The sequence below is a fragment of the Burkholderia sp. MS389 genome, assembly GCF_016899425.1.
Taxonomy (GTDB): Bacteria; Pseudomonadota; Gammaproteobacteria; order Burkholderiales; family Burkholderiaceae; genus Burkholderia; species Burkholderia sola.
On the sequence record NZ_CP045994.1, the window covers coordinates 2,455,093 to 2,480,823 of the forward strand.

Consider the following 25,731-nt stretch of genomic DNA (forward strand, 5'->3'; position numbering starts at 1 on the left):
TGGCGGCCTTCGCATTCACGCCGCACGCACCCTCCCGTTCATGAAAATCGCCACCTGGAACGTCAACTCGCTCAACGTCCGCAAACAGCACGTGCTCGACTGGCTCGCGCAAAGCGGCGCCGACGTACTGTGCCTGCAGGAACTGAAGCTGCCGGACGAGAAATTCCCGCGCGCCGATCTCGAGGCGGCCGGCTACCGCAGTTGGTTCACCGGCCAGAAGACCTACAACGGCGTCGCGATCCTCGTGCGCGACACGCTCGCCGTCGACGAATCGGACGTCGTGCGCAACATCCCCGGCTTCGAGGATTCGCAGCAGCGCGTGATCGCCGCGACGGTCGACGGCGTGCGCATCGTGTCCGCGTATTTTCCGAACGGCCAGGCGCTCGACTCCGACAAGTTCGTCTACAAGATGCAGTGGCTCGACGCGCTGCAGGCGTGGCTGCGCACCGAGCTGCAGCGCTACCCGAAGCTCGCGCTGCTCGGCGACTACAACATCGCGCCGGAAGACCGCGACGTGCACGATCCCGCGAAATGGGAAGGCCAGAATCTCGTGTCGCCGCAGGAGCGCGCGCATTTCACGCAGTTGATCGAACTCGGCTTCGTCGATGCGTTCCGTCGCTTCGAACAGCCCGAGAAAACCTTCACGTGGTGGGACTACCGGATGATGGCGTTCCGCCGCAACGCGGGGCTGCGCATCGATCACATCCTGCTGTCGCCGGCGCTCGCGGCGACCTGCGCGTCGTGCGAGGTCGATCGCGTGCCGCGCACGTGGGAACAGCCGTCCGACCACACGCCGGTCGTCGCGGTCGTCGGCTGATCGTTCAGGGCCTGTTCACGCCGATAACAGGCCCCAGGCCGCCCGCGCGCGATCAGCGCCGCGCGGGCGCCGGCCCGAGATGGGCCCACAGAAAGCCGAATTCGGCTGCGTCGGCTTCCGCGCGTTCGAGATCGTCGGCGCTGCCGTGGCCGCCGTCGGTGTTCTCCCAGTACCACACCCGTTCGTGACCGAGCGCCTGCATGCGTGCGGCCATCTTGCGCGCATGAGCGGGATGCACGCGGTCGTCGCGGGTCGACGTCGTCAGCAACAACGGCGGATATGCGACGCCTTCGCGCACGCGGTGATATGGCGAATACGCGGCCAGCGCCGCGCCTTCGCGCGGATCGTCCGGGTCGCCGTATTCGTCGAGCCATGCGGCGCCCGCGTGCAGCTTCGGATAGCGCTGCATGTCGAGCAGCGGCACGCGGCACAGCACCGCGCCGAACAGCTCCGGCCGCTGCATCATGCACGCGGCGACCAGCAGCCCGCCGTTGCTGCCGCCCTCGATTCCGAGTTGCGCGGCGGTCGTCACGCCGGTCGCGGCCAAGTCCTCGGCGACCGCGATGAAATCGTCGAACGAACGCTGCCGATGTTCGCGCTGCGCGTCGACGTGCCAGCGCGGCCCGAATTCGCCGCCGCCCCGGATGTGCGCGAACGCCATCACGCCGCCGCGTTCGAGCCAGCCGATGCCGAACGCATCGCTGTAGCCCGGCAGGTTCGGAATCGCGAAGCCGCCGTAGCCTGACAGCAGGCACGGCCGCGCGACACGCGCCCTGCCTTCCGGTGCATCGAGGGCATCGCGCGGACCGATCAACGTGTACGGCACCACCGTGCCGTCGCGCGAACGCGCGCTCGCGCGGCGGACGACGAGCCCGGCCGCATCGAACTGCACCGGCGGCCGGTCGAGCAGCACGCGGCGCGACGGCGCATCGTCCGCGCGATCGGCAAGATCGGCCAGCCAGCATTCGGGCGGATCGAGATAGGTGTCGACGTCGACGTACACCTCGTCGTTCAGCGTCGACTCGACGGGTTCGACGTCGATCTGCGCGTCGCCCGGCCAGTCGAACGGCCGCGCGTCCCACGTCCATGACCCGTCTTCTGCTTGCTTCGGCTGCCACAGCATCGTGCGGTTGTGCACGTCGTCGAGCCAGCTCGCGATCAGCATCGTGCGCGTGTGCGTCCACGTACAGGCGGACGTCGTCGGGCGCGGCGCGAACAACGTCGTGAATTCGCGCGCACCGGCGAGGAACGCCTGCTCGCGGATCGCGAGCAGCGAGCCGCCCGCGTGGCGCACGCCGTTGCAGTCCCAGTCGAGGCGCGGCTCCAGCACGAGCCAGCCTTCCCAGAACCCGACCTCGACATGCGTCGGCACGTCGTAGCGCGCCCACTCGCCTGCGTCGGTCAGCCGGTACGCGTGCGCGTCGAAGAAGTCGACGCTGCGCCACGCGACGTGGCGGCGGTCGATCGGGTCGTACCATGCGCCGGCGCTGATGTCGTCCGGCTCGCCGCTGAACACGACGGGCGCATCGGCGAGCGCGGTGCCGCGTACCCAGCGCCGCGCTTCATACGGATAACCGGCCGCGGTCGCATGCGCTTCGCCGCGATCCCAGCTCACGTACACGGTGTCGCGGTCGATCCAGCCGACCGTGTGATGGCCCGGCGCGTCGATCGTGAACCCGCCGTCGACGAACCGCCGCTCGACGAGATCGAATTCGCGCACGACGACCGCGTCGGCGCCGCCCGGCGACAGCGACAGCAGCACGCGATCGCCGTCCGGATACAGGATCGCGTCCTGCTCGAACACCCACGATTCGCCCTCTTCGGCGCCGAGCGCGTCGACGTCGAGCAGCGTTTCCCACGCCGGCTGGCCGGCCCGCCAGTCGGCCCAGCGCGTGCGGCGCCACAGTCCCTTTGGATGGAGATCGTCCTGCCACAGGTCGTATGCCCAGTCGCGCCAACGGGTCGGAATCACCGGGCGTTCGCGCGGCAGATACGCTTTCGCGAGACGCGCGGTCAACGCACGATATTCATCGTCGTCGCGCAGCGCGGCGCGCGTGCGCGCATTCTGCTCGTCGACCCACGTGCGGGCGCGCTTGCTGTCGAGTGCTTCGAGGAAACGGAACGGGTCGGCCCCGGCGGGCCAGCGGAAGGAGTCGGACATGGAGGATCGGCGGGATGGCAAACGGCGTGCAAACCGCGATTATGTCCGATCGCGGCATGCGCGGGCCCGCGCATGCCGCGAATCGTGCTCGGTCAGGGCTCCAGATGGAGTTCCTGGATCTTGCGCGTGATCGTGTTGCGGCCGATGCCGAGCCGCTCCGCGGCTTCGACCTTGCGGCCGCGCGTGAAGTCGAGCGCCTCGCGGATCACGGCCGCCTCGAAGCGGCGTGCGAGTTCGTCCATCACGTCGGCCGAGTTCTCGCGCAACAGCCGCGCGACTTCAGTGCGCAGCCCGTGCTCCCACAGCGGGTAGCCGGTCGGCGCGCTGCCGTTCGCCGCGCTCGCGACCGGCGCGGCCGTCGGCGCTGCACCGATCGCGGCAGGCGCCGCCGTCGCGTGGCTGCTGCTACCGTGCACGTCCGCGCCGTCGCCCGTCGCGACGACCGGCGCACCGGCCGGCACGAGGTCGGGCGGCAGGTCCTTGATCTCGACCGTCTGCGCGGGCGCCATCACGGTCAGCCAGTTCGCGAGATTCTCGAGCTGCCGCACGTTGCCGGGAAACGGCAGCGACGTCAGGTACGCGAGCGCGTCGTCGGACACGCGCTTCGGCTCGACGCCGAGATCGCGCGCGCTCTTCTGCAGGAAGTGGCGCGTGAGCAGCGCGATGTCCTCGCTGCGTTCGCGCAGCGGCGGCAGACGCAGCCGGATCACGTTGAGCCGGTGGTAAAGGTCCTCGCGGAACAGCCCCTGCCGCACGCGCGACTCGAGATTCTGGTGCGTCGCCGCGATCACGCGTACGTTCGCGCGCAGCGGGTTGTGACCGCCTACGCGATAGAACTGCCCGTCCGACAACACGCGCAACAGGCGCGTCTGCAGGTCGAACGGCATGTCGCCGATTTCATCGAGGAACAGCGTGCCGTTCTCGGCCTGCTCGAAGCGGCCCTGCCGCGTCGTCTGCGCGCCGGTGAACGCGCCGCGCTCATGGCCGAACAGTTCGGATTCGAGCAGATCCTTCGGAATCGCCGCCGTGTTCAGCGCGATGAACGGCCCGTTCGCGCGCGGGCTGTGACGGTGCAGCGCCCGCGCGACGAGCTCCTTGCCGGTGCCCGACTCGCCGGTGATCAGCACGGTCGCGGCCGAATGCGACAGCCGCCCGATCGCGCGGAACATGTCCTGCATTGCGGGCGCCTGGCCGAGCATCTCGGGCGCCTCGGCCACGCGCTCGTCCTGCGGCGCGCCGCCGCGCAGACTTTCTTCCACCGCGCGACGGATCAGCTCGACCGCCTTGTCGACGTCGAACGGCTTCGCGAGATATTCGAACGCGCCGCCCTGGAACGCGGCGACGGCGCTGTCGAGATCGGAGAACGCCGTCATGATGATGACGGGCAGGCCCGGCAGCCGCTCGTGCATCGCCTGCAGCAATTCGAGGCCCGAGCCGCCCGGCATCCGGATGTCGGACACGAGCACCTGCGGCGTCTCGTGGTCGAGCGCGGCCAGCGCGTCGCGCACGTTCGCGAAGCTCTTCGTCGCGAAGCTGTCCCGGGCGAGTGCCTTTTCAAGCACCCAGCGGATCGATTGGTCGTCGTCTACTATCCAGATCGGCTTCATAGGTCGGTCAGGTATGGGTGAATCGCAATGCCGCCGCTCAATGGTCGAGCGGCAGCAGAATCTGAAATTCGGTACGTCCGGGCCGGCTTTCGACCTCGATCATCCCGTCGTGCTGCTGGACAAACGTCTGCGCGAGCGTGAGGCCGAGGCCGCTGCCGTCGTCGCGTCCGGACACGAGCGGGTAGAAGATCCGGTCGCGGATCTCCTCCGGAATGCCGGGCCCGTTATCGACCACGTGCAAGTCCAGTGCCAGCTTGTACAGACGCTTCGCGATCGTGATCTTGCGCGCGATGCGCGTGCGCAGCTCGATCTTCGCGTCGCCCTGCGCGATCCGTTCGCGCAGCGCCTGCGCGGCATTACGCACGATGTTCAGCAGCGCCTGGATCAACTGCTCCTTGTCGCCGCGCAGGTCCGGCACGCTCACGTCGTAATCGCGCTCGATCGTGAGCCCGCGCGGGAATTCCGCGAGCATCACCGCGCGTACGCGTTCGCATACTTCATGGATGTTCACGTCGCCGACGATGTGCGGATGCCGGTGCGGCTCCAGCAACCGGTCGACGAGCGTCTGCAGGCGGTCGGACTCCTTGATGATCACCTGCGTGTATTCGCGCAATTCACCGCGCTCGCGCTCGCCCAGTTCGAATTCGAGCAGCTGGGCTGCGCCGCGAATGCCGCCGAGCGGGTTCTTGATCTCGTGCGCGAGATTGCGGATCAGTTGCTTGTTGACCGCGGTCAGGTCGTGGATGCGCTCTTCCCGATCGGTGCGCGACTGCCGTTCGTTCTCGAACAGCTCGACGAGCACGAAATCGGGCGCGCTCTCGAGGAAGCCGACGATCGCATGCACGTGCAGCGGTTCGCGGCCGGGCCGATCGAGCACGGTATCGAGGTGCGTCGCGTGAAAGCGTTCCTGGCCGATCGCGGTGATCGTCGACGCGAGCTCGTTCGCGTTCGGGAAAATCTCGCCCCACGGCCGCTGCGCGAGCTGCCGCCGCGAGATGTCGAGCATTGCCTCCGCGGACGGGTTCGCGAACGCGACCCGCAGCGTCTTGCGGTCGAGCACGATCACGACCGTCGGCAGCGCTTCGAGCCCCGCCAGCAGACCCGAGCGCGCGAGCCGCTCGTCGTCCGTCAGTCGTTCGGGCTGCCCCGTTTTCGCCTTGATCAGATTCTTCAGAACCATCTGCGTGCTTGTCGCGCCTCACCGGGCAGAAAATGAAAATCGGCGGAACAAAAAAGGGACGGCCGGACGCCGTCCCCTTTCAGACTCCGCCGTTCCCGCCGCGAGCCGCGCGACGGGAACGAACCGGCATGACGGCGCTGAATCGAAGCGCCATCGCCGATTAGAGCGAGTAGTACATCTCGAACTCGATCGGGTGCGTCGTCATGCGGAACTTCGCCAGCTCCTGCTCCTTCAGCGCGAGGTACGCGTCGATCATGCTGTCCGTGAACACGCCGCCACGGGTCAGGAACTCGCGATCCTTGTCGAGCGCTTCGAGTGCCTGGTCGAGGCCCGCGCAGACGGTCGGGATCTTTGCATCCTCTTCCGGCGGCAGGTCGTACAGGTTCTTGTCCGCGGCTTCGCCGGGATGGATCTTGTTCTGGATCCCGTCGAGGCCGGCCATCATCAGTGCCGTGAAGCACAGGTACGGGTTCGCCATCGGATCCGGGAAGCGCGTTTCGATACGGCGGCCCTTCGGGTTCGACACGTGCGGAATGCGGATCGATGCCGAACGGTTGCGTGCCGAGTAAGCGAGCTTGACCGGTGCCTCGAAGTGCGGGACCAGACGCTTGTACGAGTTCGTCGTCGGGTTCGTGATCGCGTTCAGTGCACGGGCGTGCTTGATGATGCCGCCGATGTAGAACAGCGCCAGTTCCGACAGGCCGGCGTAGCCGTTGCCCGCGAACAGGTTCTGGCCGTCCTTCCAGATCGACTGGTGAACGTGCATGCCCGAACCGTTGTCGCCGACGACCGGCTTCGGCATGAACGTCGCCGTCTTGCCGTACGAGTGCGCGACGTTATGGATGATGTACTTCGACCATTGCGTCCAGTCGGCGCGCTGAACCAGCGTCGAGAACTTCGTGCCGATTTCGTTCTGGCCCTGGCCCGCCACTTCGTGGTGGTGCACTTCGACCGGGATGCCGAGCTGTTCGAGCAGCAGGCACATTTCCGAACGCATGTCCTGGAACGTGTCGACCGGCGCGACCGGGAAGTAGCCGCCCTTCGTGCCCGGACGGTGGCCCGTGTTGCCGCCTTCGAATTCCTTGCCTGCCGACCACGGCGCTTCTTCCGAGTTGATCTTCACGAAGCAGCCCGACATGTCCGTGTTCCACTGGACCGAGTCGAAAATGAAGAATTCCGGTTCCGGACCGAAGTACGCCGTATCGCCGATACCCGTGCTCTTCAGGTACGCTTCGCCGCGCTTCGCGAGCGAACGCGGATCGCGCTCGTAGCCCTTGCCGTCGGCCGGCTCGACCACGTCGCAGGTCAGCACGAGGGTCGACTCTTCATAGAACGGGTCGACGAAGGCAGCGCTCGGATCCGGCATGAGCAGCATGTCCGACGCCTCGATGCCCTTCCAGCCCGCGATCGACGAACCGTCGAATGCATGACCGCTTTCGAACTTGTCTTCGTCAAACGCCGAAACCGGCACCGACACGTGCTGTTCCTTGCCGCGCGTATCCGTGAAGCGGAAATCGACAAACTTGACGTCCTCGTCCTTCACGAGCTGCATGACGTCGGCGACGGTTTTACTCATAACCTCTTCTCCTGATTGAACAATTCCGGCGGACTGGGAAACCGCCTCGTTTATCGAGCTGACCGGGGTCTTGCTTTGGCGCAGCGCGCCCCGATTCGACCGAATTCTATATAGCAGCTTCCGTGCCAACCATCGCAAAACCGACGCGAATCACGCCGGCCCGCGCCGCAGCGGGGCTTCGCTGCGCGATTCCGGGGCCGGGCGCCGCACCGGCGATGGCGACGTCGCACCGATATGGTGCAATCGATCGGACACATCCGCACAACGCGATCATTCTGGTGCACGCCGTCCATTCTGCACCGTTTTGGTGAGCGTGTGTCCGGCGCGCGCCGTGCCGCATCCGGACGTTCGTGCAGCGACGTCGCGCTAGAATGGCCGTTTGACCGATACGGAGACCCCTGCCATGAGTACGCTGGACCAGCTTTACGCGAAGGCCGACGAACGCCGCGCACAAGGCGCGCTCAACTATGCCGGCGCGCTGCTGCCGGTCGAGGCATTCGAACTGCTGCAGCTCGATCCATCCGCGCGCCTCGTCGACGTGCGCACGCGCGCCGAGCTCGACTGGATCGGCCGCCCGCTCGTCGGCGACGGCCAGTACCTGCACGTCGAATGGACGCGCTACCCGGGCGGCGTGCCGAACGCCGAATTCGTCAACGAACTGAAGGCGGCCCTCCCGGCCGATACGCCGATCCTGTTCCTGTGCCGCAGCGCCGCGCGCTCGAAGCTCGCGGCGGTCGCGTCCGCGCAGGCCGGCTTCACGAAGGCGTTCGACCTGCTCGAAGGCTTCGAAGGCGCGAAGGACGCCGAAGGCCACCGCAAGACGGTCGACGGCTGGTGCTTCCGCAAACTGCCGTGGATCGGCGCCTGACGGCGCGCCGCGCCCGCCGGTTGCGACAGCCTCATCGTCGAGCCGGGCGATGACATGCCGATGACGGGCCGCGTTGCGCGGCCCGTTGCTTTTGGTGCGGCCGGGTTGTTGCAGGCCGCCGCTCAGGCGCGCGGCGTGTCGGGCTCGACGACGTCGCCGCCGAGCAGGTGCACGCCTTCGCGCAGCTTCACGAACGCGGCCGCGACCGCTTCCGGCTCGCCCTTCACGCCGAGATCGATGTGACGGCGCGCATAGATGCCGCCGCGCTCCGCGTCGCCGACGCTCGGCAGGCTGAACACGCGCACGCCCGGGAAATCGCGCTCGATCTTCTCCATCAGCGGCGTCAGCGTCGATTCCGGCAGCTCGAACACGTACAGCGAGCGCTCGGCATGCGGCGTCGCGTGATGCAGATGCGCGTACTTCGTATCGAGCACCCATTCGATCATCGGCCATGCCATCACCGGGAAGCCCGGCACGAAGTGAAGATCGCCGACCGAGAAGCCCGGAATCCGGTTATAGCCGTTCGGGATGATCGTCGCGCCGGCCGGGAACACGCCCATGTTGAAGCGATGCTGGTTCTCCGGCGACTCGAAGTCGACCGGCGTGGCAGGATCGGTGTGCGTTTCGCGGATCCGTTCCGAAATCAACGCCTTCGCGTCCGGATGCAGCTCGAGCGGCACGCCGAGCGCGGCGGCCGCGCACTGGCGCGTATGGTCGTCCGGCGTCGCGCCGATCCCGCCCGTCGAGAACACGATGTCGCCCGACGCGATCGCACGCGCGAGCGTCGCGGTGATGCGCGCGGGATCGTCGCCGACGTATTCGGCCCAGTCGAGCGCGAGGCCGCGCGCGCCCAGCAGTTCGATGACCTTCGCCAGATGCTTGTCCTGCCGGCGGCCCGAAAGGATTTCGTCGCCGATGATGATGATGCCGATGCTCATGCCTGCCCCATGTCGATTGCGGTGGCGCGCGCACTCGCGCGCAGGTCTTCCAGCGCGCGCAGGCAGTAGTGCCCGAACCACAGCGCCGAGAAGACGAGGATGAAAGCGTAAACCCAGATCATGGCGGCCGCGACGAACGGGAACAGCACCATCATCCAGACCGACGAGACCCACACGAAGGTCGGCACGGTGCCGAGCAGCCCGGTCGCGACGCCGATGCCGATCAGCGGCCAGCGATGCCGGCGCACGAGCGCGCGGCGCTCGTCGCGGCTCGCGTGCAGCGCGAGCGCGTCGTAGGTCATCACGCGGTACGTGAGCCAGCCCCAGATCACCGGCGGCAGCAGCGCGAAGAACGGCGGAATCAGCCACAGCGGGATCGTGACGACGAGCAGCACGACGCCGACGATCGCCGCGCCGAGCGAATTGACCACGCTGCCGAGGAAGGTGCCGCCCCGCTTCGGCTCGAGCGCCGCGAACTGCCGGTTCGACAGGTGCTTGATCACGACCGGCATCGAGATCGTCGCGATCAGCAGCAGCACGGTCAGCACGATCAGCGGGATCGCGAGCGACACGACCACGAACGGCGCGACGACCGCATGCAGCTGCGACATGCCGATCGCATCGAACGCGCGATACAGCGCGGCCGTCAGCACGAAACCGTCGAGCGCGCCGCGCGCGAGATCCAGCAGCGTCTGCCACGAGAACCACAGCACGACGCCCCACAGCAGCGCCGACACGACGAACGGCATCAGGGTGAGCCACAGCATGCGCGGATGCAGCGCGCTGGCGAGCGCCCGGACGAAGGAACGCAGCAGGTCGTTCATGCGAGCCTATGAAATCTGGATTGACGGAGAAAAACGGGGAAAGCATAAACCACGCGGCCCGCGTGCGCCAAAGCGCAGGCGGGCCGCGTGGGAAAGTCGTTCACCGGGAGAAAGGCCCGATCGGGATGGGGATCAGGCCGACGCCGCGCCGTGCTTCGCGGGGAACAGGCGCCGGAAGATCCGCACGAACGCGAGGCCGTGCTGCGCCCAGAAGCCTTCGCCGTAGGACACGCCTTCGACCTGCTCGCGGATGCCGGTCGGCTCAACCGTGCGGTTCCACGACGCGGTGCCGAACATCATGTCCCACCACGGGAACAGCACGCCGAAGTTGCAGCCGTACTTGGTGCCTTCGTGGCCGTAGCCGACCGCATGGTGGCGGCGATGGAAGATCGGGCTGACGAGCAGGCGCTCGCCGATGCGGCCGTACGACAGCCGCGCATTCGTATGCTGGATGCTCTGCAGGAAGTTCGTGACCGCGGTCAGCACGACGAACTGCGACGGCGTCACGCCGATCACCAGCGCGATCGCCGCGAAGAAGCACGACTGGAGCACGTCGTCGAGCAGGTGATTGCGGTCGTCGCACCACAGCGACATCTGCCGCTGGCTGTGATGGACCGCGTGCAGCTCCCACCAGATGCCGAACTTGTGCTGCCAGCGGTGATACCAGTAGCCGGCGAAATCGAGCACGACGAGGTAGATCGCGAACGCGACGATCGGCTGCGAGGTCACGCCCGGCCACAGATAGTCGAGGTTCACGTTCGCGACGCCGTGCAGGCGCAGCCACGCCTGGAGGTTGTCGAACACCGGCTGCAGCGCGAAGAAGAAGAACAGCGTGTAGATGCCGAGCTTCGAGATCGCGGTGTAGATCACGTCGACCCGCACCGCGCGGCGGTTCTTCCAGCGCTCGACCGGCAACAGCGCCTCCAGCGGGCGCAGCAGCGCGAACATCAGCACCATCTGCAGCGCGCCGACGATCACCCAGTACAGCGCATCGTAGGTGTCCTCGTCGTAGTCCATCAGGTTGAACTTGAAGAGGAGCGGCTGCACGACGTCGACGTACAGCCAGGTCTGGATGTCCGACACGAACGCATCGATCAGGTGCAGCATCGTTCGCCTCCGCCCGTCACGCGCCGTTCGCCGCCTTCCACGGCGCGCGGTCGTAGAAGTAGATGCCGTGCGGCGAGCGGCCGACGGCGATCGTCTGCACCAGCTTGCGCGAGGCCAGATCGATGATCCCGACCTTCTTCGCGAAACGGAACGTCACCCACAGCGTCTTCTTGTCGGCGGACAGCTCCATGTCGTCGGGGCCCGGCAGCAGGCCGGTGATGTCGCCGACCTTGGTGAGCGTGATCTCGTCGATGATGCTGATCGTGTTCGCGACGCGGTTCGTGATCGCGACGTGCGTGCCGTCGGCGAGCGAGCGGAAGTTGTGCGCGCCCTTGCCCGTCTGGATCGTCTTCACGATCTTCTGATTGCGCCAGTCGACGACCGCGACGTAATCGGCGCCCGTCATGCCGACCAGCAGGTATTTGTCGTCCGGCGTCATCCACAGGCCCGCCGGCACCTTGCCGACCGGCATCTTCCACTTGACCGTCTGCGTCGCGAGGTCGACCGCCGCGATCTCGCCGGACACCTGCAGCGACACGAGCGCGGTCTTGCTGTCCTTCGTGAACGCGAGGTGGCTCGGCATCACCGCGAGCGGCAAGCGCTTCACGAGATGCAGGTCGCGGCCGTCGTAGCTGTAGATGTCGAGCCGGTCGAGGCGCAGCCCGGTCGACACGAACCACTTCTTGTCGGGCGAAAAGCCAAGCTGGTACGGATCCTCGATGCCTTCGACCGTGCGCTGCAGCTTGCCCGTCTTCGGATCGACGAACATCAGGCTGTTCGAGACCGAATTCGCGACGATCAGCGACGAATTGTCGGGCGTCGCCATCAGATGGTGCGGCTCCTTCCCGGTCGGCATCGTGGATACGACCTCGCGGGACTGCTGGTCGATCAGGGAAAGCGTCGCTTCGGCCGAATTGAGGACGATCACGTTATTCGCGTGTGCGGCGGGCGCCAGCACGGCGGCGGCCAGCGCAAGCGTGCGGCCGAAGGAAAGGAAAGTGCGCATGAAGACTCACGTCGTGGAACAGCGGTCATTGTAGAACGTTCGGCGGGCCCCTCCGGTTGACCCATGCCGGTATTGCGCCGCTTTTGCGCCGCCTGTGCGTCACCTCGCCGCACGCCGCGGCGGCGGGACGAGCCGCCGCGGCCGGCGTCGCGGTGCAGGCCCGGCCAACCGACGTCGCGCTAGCGCTGCATCGACTCCCAGACCTTGTGCAGACGCTTGACAGAGACCGGCATCGGCGTGCGCAGTTCCTGCGCGAACAGCGAAATCCGCAGTTCCTCGAGCAGCCAGCGGAATTCCGCGAGCCGCGCATCGGCGACGCCGCCACGCTGAGACACCGCGCGCTGGTACTGCTGGGCCAGGGGCAGCAGGTCGGCCGACTGCTTCGCGTCGCGCGCCGGATCGGCCTTCAGCTTGTCGATCCGCAGCGCGATGCCCTTCAGGTAGCGCGGGAAATGCGCAAGCTGTGCGTAAGGCGTGTCGATCACGAAGCGCTTGCCGACCAGCGCGGCCAGTTGCTGCTGCAGGTCCGCATGGGCCTGCGCGAACGGCTTCGCCTGCGCGCGCTTCTTCACGAGCCCCGCGTATTCGGCCAGGATCTGTCCGACGAGCCGCGCGATTTCCTGCGCGAGCAGGTTCAGGCGGCTGCGGCCCTCGTCACGGCGCGCGTGGAAGCTCGCGTCGTCGTCGGGCAGCGGGTCCTGCAGGCATGCGCGGTCGAGCGCCGTGTCGATCAGCTGGTCGCGCAGCTCGTCCTGCGTGCCGAGCGACATGTACTGCATCGCCATCTCGCGCAGGCCCGGCAGGTTCTTTTCCAGGAACTTGATCGGCTCCTTCAGCTGCAGCGCGAACAGCCGCCGCAAGCCGGCCCGGTGGATGCGCGCGGCCTCCTCCGGCGAATCGAACACCTCGACGTCGCAATGCGTGCCGCGGTCGACGAGCGCCGGATAGCCGTACAGCGTCTGGCCGCGCCGGCGGATTTCCAGCAGCTCGGGCAGCTTGCCGAAATTCCACGTCGTCAGGTTCTCGTACAGCGCGGTCGCGCCGGTTTCGGCCGGGGCGGCCGTCTGCGGCGCCGCGCCCTTGCCCGGCTTGCCGCCTCGCGCCGCCGAACCCGGCGGGGCGGCAGGCGCGGCCGTGTCGCCTGCGTCGCCCGCGCCCGCGTCGCCGCCGGTCGCGATCGTCGACGCCGCCGCGATCTTCTGGAACTGCTGTTGCGCCTGCGCGCCCAGCTCCTGGCGAAGCTGCGCGAGATTGCGCCCCATCGCGAGCTGGCGGCCGTGCTCGTCGATCACCTTGAAATTCATGAACAGGTGCGCGGGCAGCGTCTCGAGCTTGAAGTCGGCCGTTTTCATCGCGACCTGCGTCTCGCCGCGCACGTCGGCGATCAGCGCCTCGACGAGGCCGCCCGCGCCGAAGCGCTCGCGCCCCATCCGCTCGACGAAACCGGCCGCGTACTCGGGCAGCGGCACGCAGTGCCGGCGCAGCTTCTGCGGCAGCGACTTCAGCAGCAGTTGCACCTTCTCCTTCAGCATCCCGGGCACCAGCCACTCGCAGCGGCGCGCGTCGACCTGGTTCAGCGCGTAGAGCGGCACCGCGAGCGTCACGCCGTCGCGCGGCGTGCCGGGCTCGAAGTGGTACGTAAGCGCCATCTCGACGCCGGCCATCGTCGCGCGCTTCGGGAACAGGTCGGTCGTCACGCCGGCCGCCTCGTGGCGCATCAGGTCGTCGCGCGACAGGTACAGCAGCCGCTGCTTGTCGTCGGGCTGGCCGCCCTTCTTCACCTCGTCGCGATACCAGCGCTCGAACGCGGCGCCCGTATGGATGCCTTCCGGGATCGCGTGGTCGTAGTACGCGTAGATCAACTCGTCGTCGACCAGCACGTCCTGGCGGCGCGACTTGTGCTCGAGCTGCTCGATGTCGGCGAGCAGCTTGCGGTTGTGCGCGAAGAACGGCAGCTTCGTGTCGAATTCGCCTTCGACCAGCGCGCCGCGGATGAACAGCTCGCGTGCGCGCGCCGGGTCCTGCTTGCCGAACGCGACGCGCCGCCGGTGGTAGATCGGCAGCCCGTACAGCGTCGCGCGCTCGAACGCGCTGACCTGCGCCGGACGCTTCTCCCAGTGCGGCTCCGACAGCGATTTCTTCAGCAGGTGCGCGCCGATCTTCTCGACCCACTCCGGCTCGATCTTCGCGAGGCAGCGCGCGTACAGCCGGCTCGTCTCGACGAGCTCGGCCGCCATCACCCAGCGGCCGGCCTTCTTCGCGAGCGCGGAGCCTGGCCACAGGTAGAACTTGATGCCGCGCGCGCCAAGGTAATGCGGATCGTCGTCGGCCTTCATCCCGAGGTTGCCGAGCAGGCCCGTCAACAGGGCCAGATGAATCTGCTCGTACGTGGCTTCGGCTTCGTTGAGCCGCCAGCCGTGCTCGCGCACCACCGTCAGCAGCTGCGAATGGACGTCGCGCCACTCGCGCAGCCGCAGGTGCGACAGGAAGTTCTGCCGGCACGCGTCGATCAGCTGGCGATTCGACTTCTTGTGCGCGACGGCCTCTTCGAACCACGCCCAGATCTTCAGCCACTGCAGGAATTCGGAGCGCTCGTCCGCGAACCGGCGATGCGCCTGGTCGGCCTGCTCCTGCGCTTCGATCGGGCGGTCGCGCGGGTCCTGCACGGACAGCGCGCTCGCGATGATCAGCACCTCGCGCAACGACTGCTGGTCGCGCGCGGCGAGAATCATCCGGCCGACGCGCGGGTCGAGCGGCAGCCGCGCGAGCTCGCGGCCGAGCGGCGTCAGCGCGTTGTCGTCGTCGACCGCGCCGAGCTCGTTGAGCAACTGATAACCGTCCGCGATCGCGCGGCCGGGCGGCGGTTCGAGGAACGGGAACGATTCGATCGCGGTCAGGTGCAGCGACTTCATCCGCAGGATCACCGACGCGAGCGACGAGCGCAGGATTTCCGGATCGGTGAAGCGCGCACGCGCCTGATAGTCGCTTTCCTCGTACAAGCGGATGCACACGCCGTCGGCCACGCGGCCGCAGCGGCCCGCGCGCTGGTTCGCGGCGGCCTGCGAGATCGACTCGACCTGCAACTGCTCGACCTTGTTCCGGTACGAATAGCGCTTCACGCGTGCAAGGCCGGTATCGACCACGTAGCGGATGCCCGGCACCGTCAGCGAGGTTTCGGCCACGTTGGTCGCGAGCACGATCCGGCGCGCGTTCGACGCCTTGAACACCTTGTCCTGGTCGGCCGCCGACAGCCGCGCGAACAGCGGCAGGATCTCCGTATGCGGCGGATGGTGCTTGCGCAGCGCCTCGGCCGCCTCGCGAATCTCGCGCTCGCCGGGCAGGAACACCAGCACGTCGCCGGGGCCTTCGCGGCACAGCTCGTCGACCGCGTCGACGATCGCGTCCATCAGGTCGCGTTCGGCTTCGCGTGCGGTCTTCACGCGGTCGCGGCCGCCCGTGCCTTCGGCGTTCTTGACGGCCGGGCGATCCTCGGCCACCGGCCGGTAGCGCATCTCGACCGGGTACAGCCGCCCGCTCACCTCGATCACGGGCGCCGGACGTTCATCGGTGCCGAAATGGCGCGCGAAGCGATCGGCGTCGATCGTCGCGGACGTGACGATCAGCTTCAGGTCCGGCCGCCGGGGCAGGATCTCCTTCAGATAGCCGAGCAGAAAGTCGATGTTCAGGCTGCGCTCGTGCGCCTCGTCGATGATCAGCGTGTCGTACGCTTTCAGCAGCGGATCGGTCTGCGTCTCGGCGAGCAGGATGCCGTCCGTCATCAGCTTCACGGACGCGCCCGGCGCGAGATTGTCGGTGAAGCGCACCTTGTAGCCGACCACCTCGCCGAACGGCGTGCCGAGTTCCTCGGCGATGCGGCGGCCGGTCGACGACGCGGCCAGGCGCCGCGGCTGCGTATGGCCGATCAGGCCGGTGCCGCCGGCGCCGAGGCCGCGGCCGAGATCGAGACAGATCTTCGGCAACTGCGTGGTCTTGCCCGAGCCGGTTTCGCCGCAGACGATGACGACCTGATGACCGGCGATCGCGCGCGCGATTTCGTCGCGCTTGCCCGACACGGGCAGGCTTTCGGGGTAGGTGATCGGCGGGACGGGGTTCGGCGGGACTGCCGCGCGCGCCGCACGCTCGCGGCGCGGGGCGCGCTCGCCGGTTGCCTGCGGCGCGCCCTTCGCGGCCGGCTGGCGCGCGTCGCCGCGCCGTTCGTCATGGCGCGGCCCGCGCGGCGCGGGTGCCGGCTTGCCCGCCGGCTTGTCCTGCTGCTGGCGCGGCGGCTGGCCCTGCTGCTCGCGCGCATCGGCCGCACCATCCGGGTGCTTCGCCGACGGCGTATTGGCCCGCGTCGGCGCGGGACTTTTAGAAACATTCGACATGGGGGCGCATTATAATCCCGCCCATGAATTCCCAAACCGACCTCCCTCCCGCCCAGACCGGCGCCGCGACGCCGCCGGCCGCCGACGATTCGGCCGCCAGCCACGCGCAGTTCGTCGACTGGATGCGCTCCGTCGCGCCCTATATCCACAAGTTCCGCAACAGCACGTTCGTCGTGGGGTTCGGCGGCGAGGTGGTGCAGCAGGGGCTGCTGAATGCGCTCGTGTCCGACATCGCGCTGCTGCAGGCGATGGGCATTCAGATCGTGCTGGTGCACGGCTCCCGCCCGCAGGTCGAGGAGCAGTTGAGCCTGCACGGTGTCGAATCCGAGTTTTCGCACGGGCTGCGCATCACCGATGCGCGCGCGCTCGAATCGGCGAAGGAAGCGGCCGGCGAAGTGCGCCTCGACATCGAGGCCGCGATCAGCCAGGGTCTGCCGAACTCGCCGATGGCGCACGCGCACATCAGCGTCGTGTCGGGCAACTTCGTGACCGCGCGGCCGGTGGGGATTCTCGACGGGGTCGATTTCGCGCACACGGGCATCGTGCGCAAGATCGACGCCGAATCGATCCGTCATTCGCTCGCGAGCCGCAAGCTCGTGCTGCTGTCGCCGCTCGGTTTCTCGCCGACCGGCGAGGCGTTCAACCTGTCGATGGAAGACGTCGCGTCGGCGGCCGCGATCGCGCTGCGCGCCGACAAGATCATCTTCCTGACCGAAGGGCCCGGCATCGTCGGCGACGAAGGCGAGCTGGTGCGTGAAATGTCGCTCGACGCGGCGGCCGAGCTGCTCGATTCCGGCAACATCCAGGGCGACGACGCATTCTTCCTCAAGCATTCGATCCGTGCATGCCGCGGCGGCGTGACCCGCGCGCACCTGATCCCGCAATCGCTCGACGGCAGCATGCTGCTCGAACTGTTCCTGCACGACGGCGTCGGCACGATGATCTCGTACGAGAACCTCGAGAGCCTGCGCGAGGCGACGCCGGACGACGTCGGCGGCATCCTGTCGCTGATCGAGCCGCTCGAGTCGGACGGCACGCTGGTGCGGCGCGGCCGCCACCAGATCGAACGCGACATCGACCACTTCTCGGTGATCGAGCACGATGGCGTGCTGTTCGGCTGCGCGGCGCTGTACCCGTACCAGCAGGAGAAGATCGGCGAGATGGCGTGCCTGACGGTCGCGCCGGAAGCGCAAGGCTCGGGCGACGGCGAACGTCTGCTCAAGCGCATCGAGCAGCGCGCCCGCGCGCGCGGCCTCACGCACATCTTCGTGCTCACGACGCGCACCGAGCACTGGTTCCTCAAGCGCGGTTTCGTCAAGGTCAGCGTCGACGACCTGCCGGAAGACCGCCGCAAACTCTATAACTGGCAGCGCAAGTCGCTCGTGCTGATGAAGCAGCTCTGAGCGCAGGCACGACTGCCCTTCCCCCCAGACCGATTACAGGAGAAGTACACGATGGCTCGAATGATCCTATGCGCGAAGCTCGGCAAGGAAGCCGAAGGCCTCGATTTCCCGCCGCTGCCGGGCGAACTCGGCAAGCGCATTTACGAGAGCGTCTCGAAGGAAGCGTGGCAAGGCTGGCTCAAGCAGCAGACGATGCTGATCAACGAAAACCGCCTGAACATGGCCGACCCGCGCGCACGCCAGTACCTGATGAAGCAGACGGAGAAGTACTTCTTCGGCGACGGCGCGGACCAGGCGTCCGGCTACGTGCCGCCGACGGAAGGCTAAAGCAACGCGACTCGCGACGGCCGCGCCGTACCGGCGGCGTCGCGACGTGAAGCCGATGTCCAGGCAAACGGCACCGTGTATCGCACGGTGCCGTTTGCTTTTGGGAATGCGTGGTCCGGCGCCAGCGAAGGCAACGCGACGCGCGGCCCGCCGGGCGCCCGATGCCGCGGAATCGCCGAATCGCCACCTCGCACCGGCCTGCCCCGCTCAACCTGCCGGCTTCAACGTGCCGCGATCGTCGGGTTGCGCGGCTTCGCCTGCGAGGCTTCCCGCCCCCGTACTCTCGGTCCCCCACTCGGCCGCATCGCTGCGCTCGGCGCTCGACAGTTCGTCGGCGCGATACCCGGTGCGATCGAGCAGCGCCAGCATGCACGCGAGCGACACGAGCGCATAGAGCCCCGACGCGACCGCGACGCCGACGATGCTGCCGGTCGCGTTGAGGATCGCCTGCGCGAGCACCGGCGTGCCGCCGCCGACGACCAGCGCGCTCAACTGATACGCAAGCGACAGGCCCGTATAGCGGATGTTGGCCGGGAACACGCGCGCGAGCACGCCGCCGACCGCGCCGTAGAACATCGCCGACGGAATCGTCGAAATGCACATGCCCGCGACGGCGACCCAGTACGAACGCGTCGCGAGCGCATGGAACATCACCGGCATCAGCACGATCTCGGGAATCAGGATCCAGCACATCGCGCGCCGCATGTCGACTTTCGACACGAACCACGCGCCGACCGGCTGCATGAGGAATTGCACGACGAGCGAGATCGACAGGATGCCGAGGAACGTGCCCTGCGCGTAACCGAGCTCCCTGGTCGCCCACGACAGCGCGAACGTGCTGCGGAAATACGTGACGTTGATCACCGGCAGCGTGCCGGCCGCGAGCAGCACGACGACCCAGTGGTCGCGCACGACGTCGCGCAGCGGCAGCTTCACCGTGCGCTTGCGCGCGAGCACGCGCTGCATGTCGATCGACTCCTCGAGCCGCAGCCGGATCACCATCCCGATGATCACGAGCACCGCCGACAGCAGGAACGGAATGCGCCAGCCCCACATCAGGAACGACGGCGTCGGCAGCGCGCTCAGCGCGAAGAACGCGGCCGTGGCCAGCAGGTTGCCGGTGGGCGAGCCCTGCTGCGCGAACGCCGCATACAGGATGCTGCGATGCTTCGGCGCATTCTCGCTCGCGATCAGCACCGCGCCGCCCCACTCGCCGCCGACCGCGATGCCCTGCAGCACGCGCAGCACGACGAGGCCCGCGGGCGCCCATACGCCGATCGACGCATAGCCGGGCAGCAGGCCGATGCCGGTCGTCGCGAGCCCCATCATCACCAGCGTGATCACGAGCGCGGTCTTGCGGCCGACGCGATCGCCGAGATGGCCGAACACGATCCCGCCGAGCGGCCGCGCGGCAAAGCCGGCCCAGAACGTGACGAACGCGAGCAGCGTCGCGACGCCGGGGTCCATCGTGCTCGAAAAGAACACCTTGCCGAACACGAGCGCGGCGGCCGTGCCGTAGATGTAGAAGTCGTACCACTCGATCGTGGTGCCGACGAACGCCGCGAGGGCGGCGCGGCCGGGCCGCGGCTGTGCGGCGGGCGGGGATTGCGGACGGCTCATCGATGTCTCCATGTTTGTTCGGCTGCGCGACTGTCGCGCGCGTTGCCGGGCGGCCGGCGTTGCGCCGCCGGCTGGCGGGATTGCGCTACGTTGCGTTGCCCCGGGGTTGCCGTCGATGTTGCGATCGGTCGGTTCGGGACGACTCTCATCTGCAGGGGCCCTCGCCCGTCACGTCTCGTCCGGCGCGACCTTCAGCACGCCGGCATGGAGCAGTTGCTGCTGGAGCGCGCGATCGATGCCGAGACGGTCGAGCACCGCGCGCGTGTCGCGGCCGAGCGCGGGTGGCGCCGACCGGTAGGTGGCCGGCGTGCGCGACAGCTTCACCGGCGACGCAGTGCCGCGATACGCGCCGATCTCGACGAACAGCTCGCGGTGCAGCGCATGGGGATCGCGCGCGACGTCGGCCACCGTGCGCACCGGCCCGCATGGCACGCCGGCCGCCATCAGGTCGCGCGCGAGCGGCTCGCACGCGTGCGCGGCGAGCCGCGCTTCCAGTTCGACCTTCAACTGCGGCCGGTGCGCGCAGCGGCTGCGGTTATCGACGAAGCGCGGGTCGCTGGCGAGCGCCGGCGCCCCGAGATGCGCGACGAGCCGCGCGAACTGCCGGTCGTTGCCCACCGCGAGGAAAATCGGCACGGTCGCCGTGCGGTAGCTGTCGTACGGTGCGATGTTCGGATGCGCGTTGCCGCTGCGTTCCGGCACGCGGCCCGACCCGAAGAAATTCGGCAGGTGCGGATGCAGCAGCGACACGCCGCAGTCGTACAGCGCCACGTCGATCGACTGGCCGCGCCCGCTCTTTTCGCGCTCCGCGAGCGCCAGCAGGATGCCGGCGAGCGCGTTCAGCCCCGTGACCATGTCGACGATCGGCAAGCCGATGCGTGTCGCGGCGCCGTCGCGCTCGCCGTTCACGCTCATCAGCCCGGCCATCGCCTGGATCACCGCGTCGTAGCCCGGCAGGCCGCCGAGCGGGCCGTCGTCGCCGAAGCCCGTCACCGCGCAATGGATCAGCCGCGGGAAGCGCGGCTGCAGGTCGCGTGCGTAATCCATCCCCCAGCGCGCGAGCGTCCCGGGCTTGAAGTTCTCGACGAGCACGTCGGCGTCTTCGAGCAGGCGCCACAGGATCGCGCGCCCTTCGTCGTGCGACAGGTCGAGCGCGAGCCCCTCCTTGTTGCGGTTCACGCCCATGAAGTACCAGGCCGTGTCGCCGAGGAACGGCGGCCCCCAGCCGCGCGTCTCGTCGCCGTCGGGCGGCTCGATCTTGATCACCGTCGCGCCGTGGTCGGCGAGCGCCTGCGTGCAGTACGGGCCGCCCAGCACGCGGCTCAGGTCGACGACCTTCAGGCCGTCCAGTGCGCCGCGCGTGGTGTTCGGCGTCGCCGCCTGTGTCGCCGTCATCGTGCTCATCGTTCGACCTCCGGCAGCAGGTCGAGCGCCATGTCGAGCGGCACCGGCGTGCCACGCAGCAGCGCATCGGACGCGGCCGATTCATCGTCGAGCGATGCCGGCGCGAGCGGATCGACCGGCAGCAGCTTGTGCCGCACGATCAGGTGCGCGAGCGCGAGACGCCTGAAATCCGGCGCGAGCCGCGCGCCCTCGCAGGCCATCAGCACGGCCGCGCTCGCGTAATACAGCGCGGACGCGGCCTGCCGCACGCGCGCGTCGTCGCCTTTGTCGGCGACCCGCATGAGCGCATCGCACGCCCGCGCCAGAATGCGCCGCAGCGCCGTGCGGCTCGCGTCGGGCAGCGGCGCCGCGCCCAGACGATCGCCGAGGAACGTGCGCAGCGCGTCGAGCGCATGTTCGCGCTGCGCGGCACGCGCGACGTCGAGCGCGACGATGTTGCTCGTGCCTTCCCAGATCGAGCCGAGGTGCGCGTCGCGCACGAGCCGTGCGTCGCTCCATTCCTCGATATAGCCGGTGCCACCGCGCACTTCCATCGCGTCGCCCGTCACGCGGCGCGCGTCGCGGCAGGCGCGGAACTTGATCAGCGGTGTCAGGATCCGCACGCAGCGCGCCGCCTGCTCGTCGCCCGCATCCGCGTGCGGCAGCAGCAATGCGATCTGCATGAACATCGCGCGCGCGGCCTCGGCCGGCAGAAGCATCTTCATCAGCTGGCGCTGCATCAGCGGCATCTCGATCAGCTTGCGGCCGAACGCGTCGCGATGCGCGGCGACGTGCAGCGCTTCGTTCAGCGCGCGCCGCATCAGCCCGGCCGCGCGCACGCCGTTCGACAGACGCGACATGTTGATCATGTCGGCCATCTGGTGAAAGCCGCGGCCGATCTCGCCGATCAGGTAGGCCTGCGCGCCTTCGAGCGCGATCTCGCCGCTCGCCATCGAACGGCTGCCGAGCTTGTCCTTCAGGCGCACGATCCGGTAGCGGTTGCGCGTGCCGTCCGGCAGCGTCTTCGGCAGCAGGAACAGCGCGAGACCCTTGATGCCGTCCGGCGCGCCGTCGGGCCGCGCGAGCACCATCGCGAGATCGGCGTCCGCGTTCGAACAGAACCACTTGTCGCCGGTCAGGCGCCAGACGGTCTCGCCGTGCGCGTCGGTTTCGCGGGTCGCGCGCGTCGCGATCCGGCCGACGTCGGAGCCCGCCGCCTGCTCGGTCATGAACATCGCGCCCTGATACAGCGTGTCGAAGTCGCGCGACGCGAGCCTCGGCAGGTAGCGCGCGACGAGCTCGGGATCGCCGAAGCGGCGCAGCGTGCGCGTCAGCGAATCGGTCATGCTGACCGGGCAGCACAATCCGAATTCCGCCTGCACGAACAGGAACGTCAGCGCGTACTTGACGAGCGGCGGCACCGCGTCGGGCTGATGGCTCAGCGACGCGAGCCCGAGTTCCGCATACGCGACACGTTCGAGCGCGACGTACGCCGGATCCTTGTCGATCCGCTGCACGGCCTCGCCGCGCCGGTTGCGATGCTCGAGCACGGGCGGATGCTTGTCCGCACGCGACGCCCATTCGTCGAGTTCGCCCGATACGCGCGCGCCGAGCGCGCGCAGCCGCGGCTCGAGTTCGGCATAGTGCGCGTCGCCGAGATGCAGCTTCAGCAACGCGCCGAGATCAAGATCGACGGTGAAGAAATTGAGACCCCGGCTGTCGGGGATATTGGATGCGCCGGGGTCCGGCGTGCGAGCGGTGTCGTTCATGCGTGCGTCTCCTGGATTGCCTGCGCAGGTGCCCGGGCCGCGTGCCGCAACGCCCGGCCGGTCCTGCGTCAAGCCTTCCGAAGAGCGTAGGCGTGCGGTCGATAAGCGTCCAATACAGGATTTATCCGGTACGATAGATATCGCTTATCGATGCCGACGCCGGGAGGAGACACCGTGGAACTGAGGCAGTTGCGCTACTTCGTGGCGGTCGCCGAGGAGCTGCATTTCGGGCGCGCGGCGAAGCGCCTGTTCATCTCGCAGCCGGCGCTGAGTTTCGACATCCGCAAGTTCGAGGACGCGCTCGGCGTGCAGCTCTTCTCGCGCACCAACAAGACCGTCGCGCTGACCAACGCGGGCGAGGTGCTGCTCGGCGAAGCGCGCCGGCTGCTGCTGCAGGCGACCGAAGCCGAGCGCCTGACGGTGCGCTCCGCATCGGGCCTCGCGGGCCGGCTGCGGATCGGCTTCGTCCACTCGATGCTGTATCGCGGGCTGCCCGATGCGGTGCGGCGCTTCGAGGCCGACTATCCGGGCGTCGAAGTCGTGCTGAGCGAGATGAACACGCACACGCAGGTGCAGGCGATCCAGCGCGGCCAGATCGATCTCGGCTATGCGCACTGGGGCCGCTTTCCGCCCGACGTCGAATCGGCGCCCGTCTATGCGGAGCCGTTCGTGTGCTGTCTGCCGGCCGCGCATCCGCTCGCGCGGCGCCGGCAGATCGCGCTCGCCGCGCTCGCGACGGAACCGTTCATCCTGTTTCCGCGCGACGCCGCGCCGCACTATCACGACTTGATCATCGCGCAGTGCGTGAACGCGGGATTCAGCCCGCTGATCCGCCACGAGGCCCGGCTGTGGCAGACGATCCTGTCGATGATCGAGTTCGGGATGGGCATCGCGCTGGTGCCGCGCGTGCTGCAGCAGGCGAAAAGCGACCGGCTCGCGTTCGTGCCGCTGAAGGACGCGTCGCTCGAATCGCGCACGCTCGCGCTGAAACGCAGCGGCACCGCCGAACCGGTCGCGCTGCGCTTTGCCGGCTACGTGCGCGCATCGATCGACGCGCTGCCGGCGCTCGCGGGCTGAGCATGCGGCCTGAGAACCGGTGCTTGCGGCTATTTGAAAAAATTTGCAGAAAGGGCTTTACGAACCCCAAAAGCTCTGACATAATTTGATTCTTCTTTGGGCGGTTAGCTCAGCGGTAGAGCACTGCCTTCACACGGCAGGGGTCACTGGTTCGATCCCAGTACCGCCCACCAAAGAATTCAAGGGCCTGCGTCTCACGACGCAGGCCCTTTTCGTTTTGGCGTCGTTTGCGACGCAAGCGCCACGTCATGCGACGACGCGCCCGCTTGCAGATAACGAGACTTACCGCACGCGCCCCACCCGCTCCGCCGTCGCATCGAATGCGCGCTTCGCCTTGTCGACGATCTCGTCTACCTCCGCCTCGCGGATCACGAGCGGCGGCGACAGCAGCATCCGGTCGCCGGTCGCGCGCATGATCAGGTTGCCGTTGAAGCAGAAGTCGCGGCAGATCGTGCCGATATCGACACTCGCATCGAACCGCTCACGATCGCGCGCAAGCTGAACGCCAGCAACCAACCCGCTCCCCGCGATCTCGCCGACGATCGGATGGTCGCCCAGCGCGTCGCGCAGCCGGCGCTGGAAATACGGCCCGATATCGGTCTTCACGCGCTCGACGATCCCCTCGTCGCGCAGCAGCTTCAGGTTCGCGACCGCGACGGCCGCCGCCACCGGATGGCCCGAATACGTGAGGCCGTGATTGAATTCGCCGTTATCGATGATCGGGCGCGCGACGCGCTCATGAATGCCCACCGCCCCCATCGGCACATAGCCCGACGTCAGGCCCTTCGCCATCGTGATCAAGTCCGGCTCGAAGCCGAAGTGCTGGTGCGCGAACCATTCGCCGGTGCGCCCGAACCCGCCGATCACTTCGTCGGCGACGAGCAGAATGTCGTACTTGCGGCAGATCCGCTGGATTTCCGGCCAGTACGTCGACGGCGGGAAGATCACGCCGCCCGCGCCCTGGAACGGCTCGCCGATGAATGCCGCGACGTTCTCCGCGCCGAGTTCGAGGATCTTCGCTTCGAGCTGCTGCGCGCGTGCGAGGCCGAATGCTTCGGGCGTCTCGCCCGGCTGCGCTTCGCCGAAGAAATACGGCTGATCGATATGCACGATGTGCTCGACTTTCGACGGCATCTGCTCGTGCATGTAGCCCATCCCGCCGAGCGTGCCGCCCGCGATCGTCGAGCCGTGATAGCCGTTCTTGCGCGAGATCACGTACTTCTTCTGCGGCTTGCCCTGCACGCGCCAGTACTGGTGCACGAGACGCAGCACGGTGTCGTTGCCTTCCGAGCCGCTGTTGCAATAGAAGAAGTGGTTGAAGCCGGCGGGCGTCACTTCGGCCAGCATCGCCGACAGTTCGATCACCGGCGGATGCGTGGTTTTGAAGAACGTGTTGTAGAACGGCAGCTCCTGGATCTGGCGATACGCGGCGTCGGCGAGTTCCTTGCGGCCGTAGCCGACGTTCACGCACCACAGGCCAGCCATCCCGTCGATCACCTTGTTGCCGTCCGAGTCCCACAGGTAGACACCGTCGGCCTTCACGATCACGCGACTGCCGGCGCGGTTGAGCGCGCCCATGTCGGAGAACGGGTGGATGTGGTGCGCGGCGTCGAGCGCACGAAAATCGGCGGTCGAGTACTGCGGAAAAGCGTCGTTTCGATCGGTCATGTTTTCTCCGTCAAA

At 67.9% G+C, this 25,731-nt stretch carries 18 protein-coding genes and 1 tRNA gene; 6 read left to right on the plus strand and 13 right to left on the minus strand.

Translation table 11 applies throughout. The annotated features are described in order from the left end of the window. The first annotated feature begins 40 nt into the window (after positions 1 to 40). Positions 41 to 817, plus strand: coding sequence for an exodeoxyribonuclease III (gene xth / locus GJG85_RS11395; protein WP_089488600.1), 777 nt, complete (start codon positions 41 to 43; stop codon positions 815 to 817). 52 nt (positions 818 to 869) lie between these two features. Here xth and GJG85_RS11400 read toward each other — a convergent pair whose 3' ends face one another. From GJG85_RS11400 to glnA, 4 genes are all read right to left on the minus strand, one after another. Then, positions 870 to 2,978 carry a prolyl oligopeptidase family serine peptidase gene (locus GJG85_RS11400; protein WP_124595632.1) on the minus strand — a complete coding sequence of 703 codons (2,109 nt, stop codon included), beginning with the start codon at positions 2,976 to 2,978 and terminating at the stop codon, positions 870 to 872. A 92-nt stretch (positions 2,979 to 3,070) separates the two neighbouring features. Then, positions 3,071 to 4,585 carry a nitrogen regulation protein NR(I) gene (gene ntrC / locus GJG85_RS11405; RefSeq protein WP_050013021.1) on the minus strand — a complete coding sequence of 505 codons (1,515 nt, stop codon included), beginning with the start codon at positions 4,583 to 4,585 and terminating at the stop codon, positions 3,071 to 3,073. A gap of 37 nt (positions 4,586 to 4,622) precedes the next feature. Beyond that, positions 4,623 to 5,765: a nitrogen regulation protein NR(II) gene (gene glnL / locus GJG85_RS11410; RefSeq protein WP_006478366.1), complete on the minus strand. Its 1,143-nt coding sequence runs from the start codon at positions 5,763 to 5,765 to the stop codon at positions 4,623 to 4,625. 160 nt (positions 5,766 to 5,925) lie between these two features. Further along, positions 5,926 to 7,341, minus strand: coding sequence for a type I glutamate--ammonia ligase (gene glnA / locus GJG85_RS11415; protein WP_204383319.1), 1,416 nt, complete (start codon positions 7,339 to 7,341; stop codon positions 5,926 to 5,928). 403 nt (positions 7,342 to 7,744) lie between these two features. Here glnA and GJG85_RS11420 point away from each other — a divergent pair, with 403 nt between their 5' ends. Further along, positions 7,745 to 8,209, plus strand: coding sequence for a rhodanese-like domain-containing protein (locus GJG85_RS11420; protein ID WP_050013022.1), 465 nt, complete (start codon positions 7,745 to 7,747; stop codon positions 8,207 to 8,209). Between the two features lie 122 nt (positions 8,210 to 8,331). On the opposite strand, the gene GJG85_RS11425 is transcribed toward GJG85_RS11420, so the two are convergent. The 5 genes from GJG85_RS11425 to hrpA all read right to left on the minus strand — a co-directional run bounded on the left by GJG85_RS11425 (position 8,332) and on the right by hrpA (position 16,469). After that, positions 8,332 to 9,147, minus strand: a complete 816-nt coding sequence (locus tag GJG85_RS11425) for a molybdopterin-binding protein (protein ID WP_050013023.1) — start codon at positions 9,145 to 9,147, stop codon at positions 8,332 to 8,334. Next, positions 9,144 to 9,971, minus strand: coding sequence for an EI24 domain-containing protein (locus GJG85_RS11430; RefSeq protein ID WP_050013024.1), 828 nt, complete (start codon positions 9,969 to 9,971; stop codon positions 9,144 to 9,146). The genes GJG85_RS11425 and GJG85_RS11430 overlap by 4 nt, the downstream gene beginning before the upstream one ends. 132 nt (positions 9,972 to 10,103) lie before the next feature. Further along, complete coding sequence (locus GJG85_RS11435; protein WP_204383321.1) at positions 10,104 to 11,078, minus strand: sterol desaturase family protein; 975 nt, start codon at positions 11,076 to 11,078, stop codon at positions 10,104 to 10,106. Positions 11,079 to 11,094: 16 nt separating this feature from the next. Further along, complete coding sequence (locus tag GJG85_RS11440) at positions 11,095 to 12,084, minus strand: beta-propeller fold lactonase family protein (RefSeq protein ID WP_050013026.1); 990 nt, start codon at positions 12,082 to 12,084, stop codon at positions 11,095 to 11,097. A 179-nt stretch (positions 12,085 to 12,263) separates the two neighbouring features. Continuing rightward, positions 12,264 to 16,469 (minus strand): ATP-dependent RNA helicase HrpA, encoded by a 4,206-nt coding sequence (hrpA, locus tag GJG85_RS11445; protein ID WP_204383323.1) that lies wholly within the window; start codon positions 16,467 to 16,469, stop codon positions 12,264 to 12,266. A 23-nt stretch (positions 16,470 to 16,492) separates the two neighbouring features. Between hrpA and argA the strand changes: the two genes are divergently transcribed. Beyond that, positions 16,493 to 17,872 carry an amino-acid N-acetyltransferase gene (gene argA / locus GJG85_RS11450; RefSeq protein ID WP_050013028.1) on the plus strand — a complete coding sequence of 460 codons (1,380 nt, stop codon included), beginning with the start codon at positions 16,493 to 16,495 and terminating at the stop codon, positions 17,870 to 17,872. A gap of 51 nt (positions 17,873 to 17,923) precedes the next feature. Beyond that, positions 17,924 to 18,199, plus strand: coding sequence for an oxidative damage protection protein (locus GJG85_RS11455; RefSeq protein ID WP_204383325.1), 276 nt, complete (start codon positions 17,924 to 17,926; stop codon positions 18,197 to 18,199). A gap of 207 nt (positions 18,200 to 18,406) precedes the next feature. Here GJG85_RS11455 and GJG85_RS11460 read toward each other — a convergent pair whose 3' ends face one another. From GJG85_RS11460 to GJG85_RS11470, 3 genes are all read right to left on the minus strand, one after another. Then, entirely contained in the window at positions 18,407 to 19,819 is a 1,413-nt protein-coding gene (locus GJG85_RS11460) for an MFS transporter (protein WP_050013029.1), read from the minus strand. Positions 19,820 to 19,987: 168 nt separating this feature from the next. Then, positions 19,988 to 21,214 (minus strand): CoA transferase, encoded by a 1,227-nt coding sequence (locus GJG85_RS11465; protein WP_124557657.1) that lies wholly within the window; start codon positions 21,212 to 21,214, stop codon positions 19,988 to 19,990. 5 nt (positions 21,215 to 21,219) lie between these two features. After that, entirely contained in the window at positions 21,220 to 22,971 is a 1,752-nt protein-coding gene (locus tag GJG85_RS11470; protein ID WP_050013030.1) for an acyl-CoA dehydrogenase family protein, read from the minus strand. 174 nt (positions 22,972 to 23,145) lie between these two features. On the opposite strand from GJG85_RS11470, the gene GJG85_RS11475 reads away from it, so the two are divergent. Further along, positions 23,146 to 24,048, plus strand: coding sequence for a LysR family transcriptional regulator (locus GJG85_RS11475; protein WP_050013031.1), 903 nt, complete (start codon positions 23,146 to 23,148; stop codon positions 24,046 to 24,048). A gap of 98 nt (positions 24,049 to 24,146) precedes the next feature. Further along, positions 24,147 to 24,221: transfer RNA gene (locus GJG85_RS11480), tRNA-Val, on the plus strand. 109 nt (positions 24,222 to 24,330) lie between these two features. Here the strand turns inward: GJG85_RS11480 and GJG85_RS11485 are convergent. After that, entirely contained in the window at positions 24,331 to 25,716 is a 1,386-nt protein-coding gene (locus tag GJG85_RS11485) for an aspartate aminotransferase family protein (RefSeq protein WP_176016048.1), read from the minus strand. Positions 25,717 to 25,731: the final 15 nt, after the last annotated feature.

Coding starts and splice junctions, on each gene's coding strand:
- xth (WP_089488600.1), top strand. CDS start 41: ATGAAAATCGCCACCTGGAACGTCAACTCGCTCAACGTCCGCAAACAG.
- GJG85_RS11400 (WP_124595632.1), bottom strand. CDS start 2,978: ATGTCCGACTCCTTCCGCTGGCCCGCCGGGGCCGACCCGTTCCGTTTC.
- ntrC (WP_050013021.1), bottom strand. CDS start 4,585: ATGAAGCCGATCTGGATAGTAGACGACGACCAATCGATCCGCTGGGTG.
- glnL (WP_006478366.1), bottom strand. CDS start 5,765: ATGGTTCTGAAGAATCTGATCAAGGCGAAAACGGGGCAGCCCGAACGA.
- glnA (WP_204383319.1), bottom strand. CDS start 7,341: ATGAGTAAAACCGTCGCCGACGTCATGCAGCTCGTGAAGGACGAGGAC.
- GJG85_RS11420 (WP_050013022.1), top strand. CDS start 7,745: ATGAGTACGCTGGACCAGCTTTACGCGAAGGCCGACGAACGCCGCGCA.
- GJG85_RS11425 (WP_050013023.1), bottom strand. CDS start 9,147: ATGAGCATCGGCATCATCATCATCGGCGACGAAATCCTTTCGGGCCGC.
- GJG85_RS11430 (WP_050013024.1), bottom strand. CDS start 9,971: ATGAACGACCTGCTGCGTTCCTTCGTCCGGGCGCTCGCCAGCGCGCTG.
- GJG85_RS11435 (WP_204383321.1), bottom strand. CDS start 11,078: ATGCTGCACCTGATCGATGCGTTCGTGTCGGACATCCAGACCTGGCTG.
- GJG85_RS11440 (WP_050013026.1), bottom strand. CDS start 12,084: ATGCGCACTTTCCTTTCCTTCGGCCGCACGCTTGCGCTGGCCGCCGCC.
- hrpA (WP_204383323.1), bottom strand. CDS start 16,469: ATGTCGAATGTTTCTAAAAGTCCCGCGCCGACGCGGGCCAATACGCCG.
- argA (WP_050013028.1), top strand. CDS start 16,493: ATGAATTCCCAAACCGACCTCCCTCCCGCCCAGACCGGCGCCGCGACG.
- GJG85_RS11455 (WP_204383325.1), top strand. CDS start 17,924: ATGGCTCGAATGATCCTATGCGCGAAGCTCGGCAAGGAAGCCGAAGGC.
- GJG85_RS11460 (WP_050013029.1), bottom strand. CDS start 19,819: ATGAGCCGTCCGCAATCCCCGCCCGCCGCACAGCCGCGGCCCGGCCGC.
- GJG85_RS11465 (WP_124557657.1), bottom strand. CDS start 21,214: ATGACGGCGACACAGGCGGCGACGCCGAACACCACGCGCGGCGCACTG.
- GJG85_RS11470 (WP_050013030.1), bottom strand. CDS start 22,971: ATGAACGACACCGCTCGCACGCCGGACCCCGGCGCATCCAATATCCCC.
- GJG85_RS11485 (WP_176016048.1), bottom strand. CDS start 25,716: ATGACCGATCGAAACGACGCTTTTCCGCAGTACTCGACCGCCGATTTT.